Source organism: Acidianus manzaensis (assembly GCF_002116695.1).
Taxonomy (GTDB): domain Archaea; phylum Thermoproteota; class Thermoprotei_A; order Sulfolobales; family Sulfolobaceae; genus Acidianus; species Acidianus manzaensis.
Map to the genome: position 1 here is coordinate 1,309,779 of NZ_CP020477.1, position 13,670 is coordinate 1,323,448.

The 13,670-nt window shown below is 30.0% G+C and carries 13 protein-coding genes; 6 read left to right on the forward strand and 7 right to left on the reverse strand.

From position 1 onward, the window contains the following. Positions 1 to 16: 16 nt before the first annotated feature. Positions 17 to 1,153, forward strand: coding sequence for an acyl-CoA dehydrogenase family protein (locus tag B6F84_RS06080; RefSeq protein ID WP_148691419.1), 1,137 nt, complete (start codon positions 17 to 19; stop codon positions 1,151 to 1,153). On the opposite strand, the gene B6F84_RS06085 is transcribed toward B6F84_RS06080, so the two are convergent. Further along, positions 1,127 to 2,350: an ArsB/NhaD family transporter gene (locus B6F84_RS06085; protein ID WP_148691420.1), complete on the reverse strand. Its 1,224-nt coding sequence runs from the start codon at positions 2,348 to 2,350 to the stop codon at positions 1,127 to 1,129. The genes B6F84_RS06080 and B6F84_RS06085 overlap by 27 nt on opposite strands. 57 nt (positions 2,351 to 2,407) lie before the next feature. On the opposite strand from B6F84_RS06085, the gene B6F84_RS06090 reads away from it, so the two are divergent. Further along, positions 2,408 to 3,520, forward strand: a complete 1,113-nt coding sequence (locus B6F84_RS06090) for an MFS transporter (RefSeq protein ID WP_148691421.1) — start codon at positions 2,408 to 2,410, stop codon at positions 3,518 to 3,520. Here the strand turns inward: B6F84_RS06090 and B6F84_RS06095 are convergent. Genes B6F84_RS06095 through B6F84_RS06115 form a run of 5 tightly spaced genes read right to left on the reverse strand, consistent with a single transcriptional unit; the run spans position 3,476 to position 9,050 of the window. Beyond that, positions 3,476 to 4,417, reverse strand: a complete 942-nt coding sequence (locus B6F84_RS06095) for an acyl-CoA thioesterase (protein WP_148691422.1) — start codon at positions 4,415 to 4,417, stop codon at positions 3,476 to 3,478. The genes B6F84_RS06090 and B6F84_RS06095 overlap by 45 nt on opposite strands. Beyond that, the gene (locus B6F84_RS06100; protein ID WP_236749097.1) at positions 4,404 to 4,775 is read right to left on the reverse strand and encodes a hypothetical protein; all 372 of its coding nucleotides are present in this window, start codon (positions 4,773 to 4,775) and stop codon (positions 4,404 to 4,406) included. Before B6F84_RS06100 ends, B6F84_RS06095 begins: the two co-directional genes overlap by 14 nt. 11 nt (positions 4,776 to 4,786) lie before the next feature. Continuing rightward, entirely contained in the window at positions 4,787 to 6,604 is a 1,818-nt protein-coding gene (locus tag B6F84_RS06105; RefSeq protein ID WP_148691424.1) for an ATP-binding protein, read from the reverse strand. Continuing rightward, positions 6,604 to 7,683: a DNA double-strand break repair nuclease NurA gene (locus B6F84_RS06110; RefSeq protein WP_148691425.1), complete on the reverse strand. Its 1,080-nt coding sequence runs from the start codon at positions 7,681 to 7,683 to the stop codon at positions 6,604 to 6,606. The genes B6F84_RS06105 and B6F84_RS06110 overlap by 1 nt, the downstream gene beginning before the upstream one ends. Before the next feature lie 47 nt (positions 7,684 to 7,730). Beyond that, complete coding sequence (locus B6F84_RS06115; RefSeq protein WP_148691426.1) at positions 7,731 to 9,050, reverse strand: FAD-dependent oxidoreductase; 1,320 nt, start codon at positions 9,048 to 9,050, stop codon at positions 7,731 to 7,733. Between the two features lie 50 nt (positions 9,051 to 9,100). On the opposite strand from B6F84_RS06115, the gene B6F84_RS06120 reads away from it, so the two are divergent. The 3 genes from B6F84_RS06120 to cysS are packed head-to-tail and all read left to right on the forward strand — an operon-like array spanning position 9,101 to position 11,869. Continuing rightward, a complete protein-coding gene (locus tag B6F84_RS06120) occupies positions 9,101 to 9,538 on the forward strand; it encodes a hypothetical protein (protein ID WP_148691427.1) in 438 nt (145 codons plus the stop codon). Then, entirely contained in the window at positions 9,531 to 10,445 is a 915-nt protein-coding gene (locus tag B6F84_RS06125) for a bifunctional phosphoglucose/phosphomannose isomerase (protein ID WP_148691428.1), read from the forward strand. The genes B6F84_RS06120 and B6F84_RS06125 overlap by 8 nt, the downstream gene beginning before the upstream one ends. 17 nt (positions 10,446 to 10,462) lie before the next feature. Beyond that, on the forward strand, positions 10,463 to 11,869 hold the full coding sequence (cysS, locus tag B6F84_RS06130; protein ID WP_187152772.1) for a cysteine--tRNA ligase: 1,407 nt from the start codon (positions 10,463 to 10,465) through the stop codon (positions 11,867 to 11,869). Here the strand turns inward: cysS and B6F84_RS06135 are convergent. Further along, positions 11,850 to 12,281 carry an NUDIX hydrolase gene (locus B6F84_RS06135; RefSeq protein ID WP_148691430.1) on the reverse strand — a complete coding sequence of 144 codons (432 nt, stop codon included), beginning with the start codon at positions 12,279 to 12,281 and terminating at the stop codon, positions 11,850 to 11,852. The genes cysS and B6F84_RS06135 overlap by 20 nt on opposite strands. Before the next feature lie 42 nt (positions 12,282 to 12,323). Between B6F84_RS06135 and B6F84_RS06140 the strand changes: the two genes are divergently transcribed. Beyond that, a complete protein-coding gene (locus tag B6F84_RS06140; protein ID WP_148691431.1) occupies positions 12,324 to 13,625 on the forward strand; it encodes a hypothetical protein in 1,302 nt (433 codons plus the stop codon). Positions 13,626 to 13,670 lie beyond the last annotated feature (45 nt).

Consider the following 13,670-nt stretch of genomic DNA (forward strand, 5'->3'; position numbering starts at 1 on the left):
TTATATCACGAGGCATATGTTTCAGTTATCAAAAGAATTAGAAGAATATAGAAGTAAAGTAAGAGACTACGTACAAAAAGTTGTCAAAGATTATGCGAAAACTATGGACGAAACTAACGATGGTGGCGACAAAATAGTTAAGGATTTTGGAGAAATGGGATTGCTTGGGATGAAAATACCAACTAAATATGGAGGTTTAGGGTTAGGAGAACTGGCTTTTGCAATAGCTACTGAAGAATTAGGAACTGAAAGTGGAGGAGCATCACACAGTCTACATACTCAATTAAATGCGTTACAATTATTAGTTTCAGTAGGAGGAGATGCAGCGAAAGATTGGATTGAGAAAGGAGTTAAAGGACAAGAAATTTATGCTGTAGCACTAACTGAACCAGCTGCAGGCTCAGATTTAGGAGCATTACAAACTAATGCTAAAGAAGACGGATCAGAGTTAGTAATTAATGGAGAAAAAATATTCACAAGTGCTGCATCTTTTTCAACTAAAATGGTCGTTCTAGCAAGAACGAGCGGAAATCCAGGAGATAAGAAAGGAATATCATTACTTTTAATTGATAGCAAAACCCCTGGAGTCGAAATTCATAAATTGGATTTAATGGGAATTAGAGGAGCTGGAGTTTCTTATGTAAAATTCAATAATGCCAGAGTTCCTAAAGATTCAATAATAGGAACTGAAGGAGATGCCTTTAGAGGAGCTATAAAAGGTTTGATGGTAAGCAGAAACGGCTATGCTGGAATAGCTGTTGGCATAGCTAGAGGTGCAGTAGAGGAGGCTATTAATAGAGCTACTGCAAGAAAGCAATTCGGAAAAGCATTAATAGATCAAGAATGGATTGCTTTCAATTTAGCTGATGCATTCATAAAAGTAGATGCAGCAAGATTGTTAACTTGGAGAGCAGCAGAATTATTTGATCAAGGAGCAGAGGCTCTAAATGAAGCTTCAATGGCTAAGTATTATGCAGCAGTTGTATCTGCTGAGGTTACTAGAACTGCATTACATATATTTGGCGGACACGGATTAAATAGAGGTTCTAAAGTAGAGAGATTATATAGGGATTCTAAAATAATGGAAATTGCTGAAGGAACAAACGAAATGCAACTGATGGCAGTATCAAGGAGCTTCCAAAGTAAGAAATAAATAAAGTATAGCAAAATTCACTATTAATATAGGGACTGAATACTTTATAAATTCAAAGAAATTAAACCCTTTTTCTCCTCTACTTTCCGCTGCTTCCGAAATTATTATATTACTTGCAGCTCCTATTAATGTAAAATTACCTGCTATTGTACTTCCAGCAGCTAACGATAACCAATCTACTATAGACGTTAAATGAAAATGAAACATTATAGGAATAAAGATTGCTACTAAAGGAACGTTGGATAATAATTGACTTAAAATAATACTAGCTATAAAAATAAGCAGAACGGAAGAAATTGGAGGCAGTTGACTATATATGAATGAAACTATACCACCAGCAATTAATCCTTGAATGAAAATAAATAATCCTATAAAAAATAATATAGTGGTCCAGTCAATTCTTCTCACTATGTCTCTTCTTTCTTTAGAAATCAATAGAAGAAAAGATGAAGTAATTAAAGATCCAAGAAGAATGTCTATTCTTAGAAAGCTTAGTATAAAAAACAATGCTATTGTGATTAAAAGTAATCCTAGAGAAATATAAGCCAGTCTTTTATTACTTATTTCCAATTTTACAGGGTCTATACTAACTTTGGGCAATTTGCTTCTAAACATAAATTTTAATATAGGATACGTTATAGCTAAATTAATTATAGTAGGTATTGCTAGATATTTTAGAAATACGATAAAAGGTTGTCTTACATTTGAATCTAATGCTATTAATAGGTTCTGCGGATTTCCGGTAGGCATCATTACGCTTCCTATAGTTACGCCAAAAGCTAAAGCATACAAGAAAGGTTTCTCATCCAGTTTTGTGCTTTCTTTCATGTCTAATATTACCGGAGTCCAGCTTGCTGATAATCCATCGTTAGTTACCAGATTGGATAGTATTCCTGACAGAAATAAAGTAGCAAATAAGATTTTATCTGCTGTTTTAAATTTATTTATAATCCATGATGCTAAAAATTTTAAAAATCCTGATGTTTCTAAAGCAGATGCAAAAATAAAAATTGTAATAAGAAATAATATTACATCCATATTAATAGCTTGTAATCCTTCTTGAGGAGTTATTATGCCTAGAGCTATCATTAATACTCCGCCAAAAAGCATGGAAGCCCAAGGAGGTATTTTCGTAATACCTCTAGTCATTATTAAAGAATAAGTAAGAATAGCTACTAGAAGTGAAATAAGATTCATTAAGGTTTACTATGCTGTTAGCTTTAAAGATTTTTTACAACTAATGCTCTCATCTGAATGAAGGTTTTCGTAGGACAAATGTTTATAACTATAGTATTAACTGAGTTATCTTTAATATTTCCAGTTCAAATATATTCAATTACACACTCGATTCTATTACTTGGTATAGTTACAACAATTTACAATGCATTAAACGCTTTAGGTTCTTATATCTGGGGTGATATACTTGACGGAAATGAGAGGAGATTTGAATTCATACTATTGCTTCCATTATCCATTATAGCAATATCTCCATTTATATTTTATAAAAATGAGATAATATCTATTTTATCTTATGGTCTTCTGGGATTTTTCTCTGCATTAGACTCTCCTTTATATTCATTAGTTGTATTAGAAAATTTCAGTTTAGATGATATGCCAAAGGCTAACTCTAGATTATCTCAAATGTCACTTATTGGTAATGTTATAGGAAGTATTATAGCTAGTTTTAACCCAAATGTAAATTTGCTATTATTAGTACTATTGTCTTCAGTAATATCTAGTATTGTATTTAACAGAAAATTAAGAGGTCAAATAAACAAAAATAAATCTGAAAGAATAAAGGATATAAAGAAACTTAATAATGCATTATTATCATTTTTCTCATTTAATTTTGGAGCAGAAATATTCTTCACTTTATACATTCCGTTAAATTATTTAATGAAAGATCCCGAATATTTCATTTTCTTAAGTTATGCATTGCTTTACACTCTAGATGAATTTGTGTATTATATTAGTACTAAATTGGTAAAAAATAAAGAATCATACTATATCTATTTTACGTTATTCTTAAGAAATATTATATCTTTACTAATATCTATAATAATATTAATTAAAGTGAATATAGGTTTTGGAACTATACCAGTATTTTTATCTTTTGGCTCTATATATCCGTTATACTCTACATCTTTCTTTACCTTAATTTTTAGAGGCTTAAAGAGAAATAGAGGTGCTATAGTAGGAGTTTTCAATTCCACTGAAGATATAGCGAGCATATTAGGAAGTCTAATAGCAGGAATCGTTGGTGATAATAACTTATGGGGAGCTTATATTACTTCTTTCTATGTGTTCTCATTGTCAGCTTTTCTAATGGCTAGACATTTGAGAAACTTTGTTTCTTCTAATAGCTGATATCTCCCACATTTTTTTCTCTTCTTCGTTTTCTGGAATGTATTTTGGCATTTCTTTTGGTTTTCCTTCACTGTCCACTCTTACATAGCTGAAATATGCTTCGGTAACTTTCTCCTCTAATCCGCTAGATAGATCTATTTTCATCACATTAAGTAAAACATCTGCAGATGTCCTTCCAACGTATACTATTCCTGCATTTATTTTTATTATATCCCCTAATTTAATTGGGGACCAGAAATTCATGTTTGATACAGCAACTGTAACTACTGTATCAGAATATCTACTATAACCTTTATACCCTATAAACTTTAACATTAAAGCACCTCCAAGATCATCCATTCTTTTCAGTAACTTTCCGGCTGAGATAATTTTACCATCATAAGTTAAACTTGGACCTACATAGATTGTATCTTCTAATCTATAACGCGAATTTTTTGTTAAATCTGTATTTTCTTTATTTTTCCTGTCTATTTTTCTTTCATTTCTTCTTTTTAGTGCATTATTTACTATTTCTTTTTCTGTATCGTTTTCAATTTCTATTTTTTCATTAACTGGTTGTGGTCTAAAATTATCATTTATCTTTACATATACTCCTGATGCAGTAACTATAGTATCTTGATCTCTTATTGCTGACATTTCAACTTCCATAGATGTATTTCCTATGTAAACTACCTTAGCTTGAATTTCTATTATGTCTCCTAGATTTACTCCTTTTTTGAATTCTACATTGTCTAAAGATGCTATTACTGATGTACTTTTACTAACTTTCATAGCTGATAGCATTCCAGTATCTACTAGAAATTCTAACATATCCCCTCCATGAAGTCTGCCCATAAAGTTAGTTTGTTCATAATGTACAATGTTTTGAGTTTTTACTAATGTATCATTTATTTTCATTTAATAACTCACCTAATTGATTAACTATTGTAAGGTAATTTTTGTCTCTTCTAGAGAATGATAAAAGTATATCGTAGAGTTGCTTTAAAATGCTCTTATAATCAGCTAGTATTCTATCCTTTACTGCCTTAGGAATTTGACTATAGTCTATTCTTTTTTCATTCGAAGATAAATAAGGTAAATATTCGTCAAGAGAAGTAGATACTAAGCTTACTCCTTTTCTGTCTAAAACGTATTCATGTGGACCAAGTTTTACTAAGCTTATACTTATGTCATCCGATGGTGGCATAAGTGATGAAATTGCCTTAAGGAATTCTTCTGCATTCTTATTTTTTAAAGAGTCTATTACATTTTGCATCATTTTTCCCCTCAAGTTTTTGATAGATCATAATGTCCTATTGGAGGTGGAACTGGTACTTTAATTTTTACTTTTCCTTCTCTTAGCCAGGGCGATATTAGAAATGCAACGCCATTTCTTTCCCAGGCTAAAATTTTTGAGTCTATAGATGTTATTCCTAGTGATTGAGAGATATCTGATGATATTCTAAATATAAACTTAGTATTAGATAATTGTACTATAATATCATTTAAGTCAGATGGATTATGAGTAGCGAAAATGAAACCTATTTTTCTTCTTCTTCCTAATCTCATCATGGTAGATATTTTTCCTGCTACTCTTCTTACATAAACTGTATCTTCTTCATTTCCTTTTCCTGATGGAAAAAACCTATGTGCCTCGTCAATTATTATTACGTATCTTCCTTTTATATTTCCTCTACGCATTTCTTTTTCTCTAGATGCGAAAAGTCGATCAAGAAAATAATACGTAAGTATTTTTTGAGAAAAATCATCTAATTCACTATTATATATATCAAAGACTGTTATAGGACTTCCATTAGAGTTTACGCAGGAATATAATGTGTCCCTCTCTGCTTTTAAATCGAATAATCCTGTTTCTCTTAATAAATAAAGTCCTCTTAAGATATTCTCTCTTGTACTTTTATGAATCTTAAACTTATCAAATTCTTCTTCATTAGATAATGCGTCTAGTAAGTCTTCTAATGTATTAAGATTCTTTGCCTCTTTTGTTGAGCTAAATATTTTTAGAAAGTGTGATGCTTGTTCAGTAAAATATGGGTTTAGTTTATATAGAATTTTTCTTACATTATTATATTTAAAATAGAAAGGATGAAGAATAACCTTTGAATTCCATTCTGAGTTTGAGAGTATTATCTGATTATCGACAGTAGACGAATATAGTTTAATTCCTTTACTGTCTAAAAAATTCAATAACGGCCTTACGTAAAGTTCATGATATGCATAAGTTATTGAAGATTTTTTACCTGATTTTGCATATTTTTTTAGCCATGATTTAGTAACTGGAAAAATGATATTTACTTCCATTTTATTAAGTTTATTATAGAGTTTTTCAAATTGCAACATGCCTTCCTTTACTTGCTTATCTGAAAAATTAGGAGGAAGAAAAATATGATAATAGTCTCCAGTAGCATCTAAAACAAATACTTTGGTTGAATCTTCATTAATTAAATAAAGTCCAGAAATTAGATCTTTTATAAATGATGTCTTACCAGCACCTGTAGTACCTACTATTAAAGAGTGATAATTTAGATCATCTAAACTTAAACTAACTTTAGCTTCTTCATCTATATCAAGAAATCCTACTCTTAATAATCCTCGATTCAGACTTAATGCTCTTTCAATTAAATCTGAATTTGGTATTATAACAGGTGATTGAGGTTCTATTATTATATCAGCAGGGGAAGGTTCAGAAGAGGATAAAATATCAGTTTTAGTTAGCATCTCGCATTTTAATGTTACATTGTTTATCAAAGTTCCAGGATTTTCTTCATCTACATTACTAACAAAATTCTTTTCTTCAAATAAATATGACTTTACATCGCTTCTCTCATATCCCATTACCCGAAGAAGTATAAAATAAAGCGTTTTTATATCTACTACGCCTAAAAATATTCCTATTTTTCCTAGAAATGGATATTTATAATATGTATATGGATCTATTGTTACGTTCACTATATATTCGTTTTCTTTAATTTCATTTTGTGCATTAGGAGAGACTTTTCCTATTACGTTACCTAAAGTTATAGCTAGAGCTTTTGCTTTTTCTGCTCGCTCTTTGATTTGATTAAATAATTCATCAGAAGACACTATTCCATCACCGAAAGTCTACTGTAAAAGCTCGATTGTATTCCTATTCTTTCGGCAATAGAAACTATATACCTATATAACGCTAAGCTTATTTTTTTAGCCTTAGAATCAGCTAAAGCTAAAATTGATGGTATACCATCCTTTGTTATACTTAAAGACGAAATTAAATTAATTATATCATCGTTATCAGATAATGTCTCTATCCTTAATATAGAGAATTTTGGGACGTAACTATGAAATGGGATTATCAAGTAATTCATGTAAACATTTGTATTCAATATCTCTTTAATTATTGGTCCTATTCTCAAAATTTTATATGGAGGAGAATAATTAAATCTAAGTAAGCTAAGTATGAATGATTCATCGGAAAGAAAAGAATCTATGTCAATTTTAAAATTTTTATAAATTTTGTTTTTTAAATCTTTGTCTAGCGTATTTATTAGCACTCTAGATTTATCTACCCTTTTAACTATTCCTATAAAATTTTCATCCAATATGTTTTTTCTTTCTAAAAGTAATTTTTCCTTAAACTTAGAGGAAAAGTATAAATATGAAGGAAATAATGGACCGTCTACAATTATTTTCCCTTTACCTTTTATCAATTTTAATGCCTTAGTTTCTAAAATTGACCTTATTTCGCCTTCAATTATGTCCATGTCTTCTAAAGAGTTAAAAGGTTCTCCAGTTATAGAAATAGAAGAAATATACTCATTAGAGAATAGGTACGGATCTAACTTAGCTGTCTCGTAGATTGATGATGCTACGGCAATAAAGGGTTCCCTTAACTCAAGTTCCCTTTCTCCATCTAATGATGGGTAAACTCCATAAATAGGAATATAATTGGAAGAAATAACTACAGAACTTACACTTATTATACCTTTTCCGGAAACAAAGCTTCTACTACTGCCATCTACTGCATATATTTTTTCTTGACTAACCGGCTTGACATTAACTTCTTTAATGAAGTTGTCTTCATTAACTCTAGAAGAATTATTATCATAAGTATAAGATAAATAGTTTGAAATGTATTTAACAATAACATCGTTAAGTATTTCCATAATGTTTTGCTGAGATGGCATTTTACATTAATAATTATTTATAGAAATATTTAAATATGGCGTAATACCTAGTCTGCCTTCATTAATTGCCTTATTGCCACTATCACAGGATCCCACACAGTAGCTATTGCGGGTAAATATCCCATTTCGACAAAGAATCCTTCTTCTACAGTAAAACCTTTCATAATCATTGCGGCTAGCATATCTATTCTTCCTAAAACTTCCTCTCCACCAACTATTTGAGCTCCTATGATTTTATTTGTGTTCTCTTCTGCGATTAGTTTTACATAGATATCCTTAGCATCTGGATAGTATCTTGCTCTAGTTTTAGATTTTATCATAGATGAATAAACTTTAATTCCATATTTCTTAGCTTCAAATTCTGCAACTCCGGTTTTAGCAATATAGAATTCCTTATATTTTGTAATCATTGTACCTATAGTACCTGGAAATACCATCTTTTTTCCAGCGATATTACTTCCTGCAACATATCCCATTTTATTGGCTACTGGAGCAAACGGCATCCATGTTCTATCATTTGTAATAAGATTTGCTGTCTCAGCACTATCTCCTGCAGCGTAAACTTCTGGTAGATTAGTTCTCATATGCTCATCAGTCCAAATTGCTCCGCTTTTTCCTAGCTTTACTTTATCTTTAACTAGCGAAATATTAGGAGTAACTCCAATAGCAACTATGGTTCCATCTACTTCGTACTTACTTTTATCTGTTATAACAGTTTTTCCTTCGTCTCTTAATTCCATAAGTGATTCTTCAGTTTTAAGATTAACATCTTTCTCTATTCTGTCTTGAATTACTTTGCCCATATCTTCGTCTAACATTTTATTAAGAACATATTTACCTCTATGAATTAGAATAACGTTTTTCCCTTTATTACTTAAAGCTTCAGCTAGTTCTACTCCTAATATTCCTCCACCTATTATAGCGATCTTATCTAATTCCCATAATTCTTTTCTAAGTTCTACTGCATGAGCTGGATGATGCGCATAAAATATTCTTTTACCTTCAAAAGGGACTTTCTTAGGTACGGAACCTAAGGTTAATACTAAGTAATCATATTCTACTATTGATTTTTTATTGTTCTCATCTGCAAATTTTACTATTCTAGAGTTTAAATCTATATCATATACCTTCCTATTTATTTTAACATCTATTTTTCTTTTTGAAATAAAAAATTCTGGAGTATATGTCATGAACAAGTTCTCATCATTAAATAAGCCTTCTATAAAGTATGGTACCCCACAAGGAGCATGGCTTACCATTTTAGTTTCTTCAAATACAGTTATCTCAGCATTAGGATTTAGTCTTCTTACTCTAGAAGATGCACTCATTCCAGCTGCTCCGCCACCAACTACAACTACATGATCCATAATATCCTAAAGCTTTAAGGATTAAAATATTATAATCTTATAGGGAAACAATGATTTCTAAAGAGAAAATTTCATCAATAAGAAAAGAATTAGACACATTAAGTGAAAGCAATCTGAGTGTTGCTGAACAAGGTATCTTATCATTTTTAAAGGAACAAGTTGAAAAAGAAGAAAATTTACTTTCTGAATTTGAAAATAATATTAATCAAAAGAATTATAATGACGCTTTAACATCCTTCTTTCAACTAATTCAAAGAACTAACATGATGTATGTTTACGTTATTCAACCAAGCATACTCTCAATGCTATCTAATGAGAGAATTAGTAAAATAATACAAGATACTATAGATTGCATAGCACAAATAATTTCTGATATAGTAATCTTATTTAAGAACAATATGAAAGATTTTGGATTAGAAAGCTTAAATATTAACATAAATTCTAATCCTCCTTCAATAAGTTTATCATTGGCGATTAAAAATGCTTGAAAAATATCTTTCTTGGGATAAGGCATTCGAAAAAAGTATTCAAGCAAGCAAAGAAATAGACTATGAAATAAAAACTGATAAAATTTATTTCAGTGGAATGGGAGGAAGCTATATTCCAGGTAAGATTGCCGAAATATTCGATCTTAATGCAGATTATCAAGCTGGAAATGGAGTACCAAGGAAATTAGATAAAAGTACTACACTTATCTCAATGAGTTATTCCGGAAATACTTCAGAAACTATATTTGCAGTAAAAAAAGGTTTAGAAGCAAATTCTAAAATTATTGTAATAACTTCTGGAGGATATCTAGAAAAGCTTGCAAATGAAAACCATGAAATATATTTAGTTAAAATTTCAGGAGAATCACAAACTAGGTATTCCTTTCCATATTTAATTACTCCTCTCTTGAAAATTCTTTCTACAAAGGCTAATGAAAAAATAAATCTTAATGAATTAAAAGAAGGAATTACTGAATTTAAAGAGAAATTCATTAATTTTTCTAAGTATCTGTCAGATAAAATAATCTCTAAAATTCCAGTATTTTATGGATCTACATATTTTCCAATAGCAATAAGGTTTAAGCAAGAAATTAATGAAAACGTAAAATATCCTGCATTTTATGGCTATATTCCAGAAGTAAATCATAATGAAGTTGAAAGTTATGTACGAGGAAAAGAATTACTCCCTATAGTTATAGGCAATGAAGCAATTGATAACGTAACAAGAGATGTACTAAATGCAGAACAAATAGTTCCTCCATCTGAGTCTAAATTGAAAAATATATCATCTCTAGTATTCTTAGCAGGAGTAACATCGATACAATTATCTGAGATCTATAAGGAAAATCCAGAAAAACTATATAATATTCCAAAGTGTAGAGAATTAACATCAAATATATTTAAATAGACCATCTATTTTTTCGTATAAATATGATACAAGTTTTCAATACTTTTGGTAGAAGATTAGAAGAATTATCAGTAGAAAACAATACAATAAAAATGTACGTTTGCGGCCCAACAGTTTATGATTATTTGCACATAGGACATGGAAGAACATTTGTAGCATTTGATGCAATGTCAAGATATTTAAGATTAAAAGGATATAACGTGATAAGAGTCCAGAATATTACAGATATAGATGATAAAATAATAAATAAAGCAAAAGAAACTAATACAAGTTGGGAAGAAGTAGCAAATACGTATTCTAAAGATTATCTTGATAACATGAATGCACTAAAAGTGAAAATTGATCTTCATCCAAGGGTTTCTACACATATAAAGGAAATTTTGGAATTTATTCAAGGATTAATTGATAAAGGACATGCTTATGTAGCGCCTAGTGGTAGTGTATACTTTGATGTTACTTCATTCCCTAAATATGGTGAATTATCCAATACTAAAATGGAAGAATGGAATCAAGGTGAAGAGTTTCTAAAAGAAAAGAAACATCCATTTGATTTTGCTCTTTGGAAAGCTTGGAAACCTGGGGAGCCATACTGGGATTCTCCATGGGGAAAAGGAAGGCCAGGATGGCATATCGAATGCTCTACTATGGCTACAAGATATCTAGGAGAGCAATTTGACATACATGGAGGTGGAATGGACTTAATATTTCCTCATCATGAAAATGAAAGAGCACAATCAGAATCATTAATTGGTAAAAAGTGGGTAAAATATTGGATACATGTAGCATTTTTAACTATAAATGGAGAGAAAATGTCAAAATCCCTAAAAAACATCATACCACTAAAAGAAGCCTTAAAGGAATATGGAGCAGAAGTTCTAAGATATTGGTTCTTATCTTCTCACTATAGATCGTCACTAGACTTTAACGAAAATTCATTACAGCAAAGCAAATCTTCAATTGAAAGATTAAAAGATGCAGTTTCCATAGTAAAGGATATAATAAAAGAAGGACCTAAAAGTTACGCTTCTGATGATGATATTAAGACTCAAAAAGAAATTATAACTAAAATAAGCGAATATAATGAATTTATGTCAAATGATTTTGATACTTCTAATGCATTAGCTAAAATTCATGAATTAGCTAATATAGTATTTACTAAATTACAATATTCAAGAGATTTACTAGGTGCGTCAATAGCGTTAGAAGGATTCAGGCAGTTTAACGAAGTCTTTGGAGTAATGGATAAAGAATTAGGAGAAGCATTAGAGAGTATTGATAAGATAATTGATACTGTAATTGAAATCAGAAATACTTTACGAAATAAAAAGATGTATGATTTATCAGACCAAATAAGATCAGCATTAGCTGATGCCGGCATAAAGATTTTAGACAGTAAAGATAAGTCTACTTGGAGATTTCAGTAATATATAAAGGAAGTTTTTCTTTCTTACTAAAATATTTCTCTAACATATCTAATGTTGTAGGAGATACTGGTAATCTTTTTATCTCATCTAGAGAGAAAAATTTTACATCTAAAGCATCAGACGATGCTTTTAACTCTCCCGATTTTATTTTACAAACAAAATCCAATATTATATAGTGAAATCCTTCCTTTATAATCTGGACTACAGCTAACAATTCCTCTGGTATTACTTCCAAGTTTGTTTCCTCTTTCATCTCCCTTTTTACTGCATCAAAGATTGTCTCTCCATATTCTACTTTTCCACCTGGAATTGCCCAATCACCTTGATTTGGTGGTTTACTTCGTTTTACTAGTAATACTTTGTTTTCTTCATTTACTATAACTCCTCCAACTGCTACTAATGGCCTATTCATACTGGGATTAAAGTTATTATATTGATATATATTCGTGTCTATATGATGTCTAAATATTTGCTTTTGATGATTCTGGTCCTTACTATGCCTTTAGCAGTGTTAGCAATACCTGCACAACCTAATTATTCTTCACCGCAAGCAATTCATCAAATACCATATTTTAAGACATTGAAATATATTGCAACTGTTTATAATCAAACTAAAGTATCAAATACTACAAAAATTATAGTTATAGCAAATTATACTATAAGCTATAACGTTGTAAATCAAAGTAATGGAAATATTTTAGTTAACATTAATACTACGCCAATTCATTCACCTAGGAATTTTACCTTCAACCTAATTAAATCAGGCAATTATACAGTAAATCTTGAAGAAGATATGCTAAGCCTTAATTATCCTTATGTGTTCGATAAATATCTGTATAATGCTTCCATTTATGAATTAGCATTTCCAAAAATATCTATAGAAATGGGTTATGTTAATCAGACTAAAGTAAGTATAAATGGAATAAATTATACTGCTTTTGAATATAGCAATTATTCTACTATTGTTTCCAGTGAAGAACATTTTTACGTTTTAAGTAATGGATTAGGTTATTCTTTTAATACTACATATACTACTAATACTTCTGATACTACATTAACTTATACTGTCAATTTACATTTGATAGAATTATCAGGGGAAGAAAACTCTACTTTAAGTACTATTAGTACACAGTTCATTTCTAACGCTGAGAAGCCATATCAGTATACACTTTATGAATATTCATCATTATCAAATACTTTACAACCAGTAACTTATATTCAAGCGTATTATCCTATAATTTTTTCTAACGGATATCTAGCTGGTGAGGAAATAGAATTAACATTTGATAGCGGAGCGCCAGTTAATCAAAATTTTGGGTTTGGACTTGATATAGGAAATTATACGTCAATTCCTTTAACCTTTACATATTCTAACACTAGTCAAATAATATGGGGAGGAAAGATATTTCATAAAGTAAATACTACTACAATTAACATATATGGTACAAATTATATGGTAAATGAATATCAAAATGTTTCATCTAGCAACATAATAAAATTATACTTCTCTAGTGATAACAATATTCTCGTAGAAAGAGCTGAAGGAACAATTAATGGAAATATAGTAAATATAACTTCTGAATTGATTTATACACAGCACGTTATTACTCCAAACAGCACATATATAAACTACGCACATAGAGTAACTACTGGTACATTACCTTTTAGTGCTGTAGCACCATCTGAATCTCTAATTATCACAATTATAATTACTTTAGTAATAGTAGCAATAATAATTCTTCTATATAAGAGATGATAAATTTTTTTGAACAATTTAAGTAAGTTAATGAATAGATTTTTT

Excerpts from the sequence above, each read along its gene's own strand:
- B6F84_RS06115 (WP_148691426.1), bottom strand. The coding sequence starts at position 9,050 with ATGGATCATGTAGTTGTAGTTGGTGGCGGAGCAGCTGGAATGAGTGCA.
- B6F84_RS06125 (WP_148691428.1), top strand. The coding sequence starts at position 9,531 with ATGCTTGAAAAATATCTTTCTTGGGATAAGGCATTCGAAAAAAGTATT.
- B6F84_RS06080 (WP_148691419.1), top strand. The coding sequence starts at position 17 with ATGTTTCAGTTATCAAAAGAATTAGAAGAATATAGAAGTAAAGTAAGA.
- B6F84_RS06100 (WP_236749097.1), bottom strand. The coding sequence starts at position 4,775 with ATGCAAAATGTAATAGACTCTTTAAAAAATAAGAATGCAGAAGAATTC.
- B6F84_RS06110 (WP_148691425.1), bottom strand. The coding sequence starts at position 7,683 with ATGCCATCTCAGCAAAACATTATGGAAATACTTAACGATGTTATTGTT.
- B6F84_RS06090 (WP_148691421.1), top strand. The coding sequence starts at position 2,408 with ATGAAGGTTTTCGTAGGACAAATGTTTATAACTATAGTATTAACTGAG.
- B6F84_RS06095 (WP_148691422.1), bottom strand. The coding sequence starts at position 4,417 with ATGAAAATAAATGATACATTAGTAAAAACTCAAAACATTGTACATTAT.
- B6F84_RS06120 (WP_148691427.1), top strand. The coding sequence starts at position 9,101 with ATGATTTCTAAAGAGAAAATTTCATCAATAAGAAAAGAATTAGACACA.
- B6F84_RS06085 (WP_148691420.1), bottom strand. The coding sequence starts at position 2,350 with ATGAATCTTATTTCACTTCTAGTAGCTATTCTTACTTATTCTTTAATA.
- B6F84_RS06140 (WP_148691431.1), top strand. The coding sequence starts at position 12,324 with ATGATGTCTAAATATTTGCTTTTGATGATTCTGGTCCTTACTATGCCT.
- B6F84_RS06135 (WP_148691430.1), bottom strand. The coding sequence starts at position 12,281 with ATGAATAGGCCATTAGTAGCAGTTGGAGGAGTTATAGTAAATGAAGAA.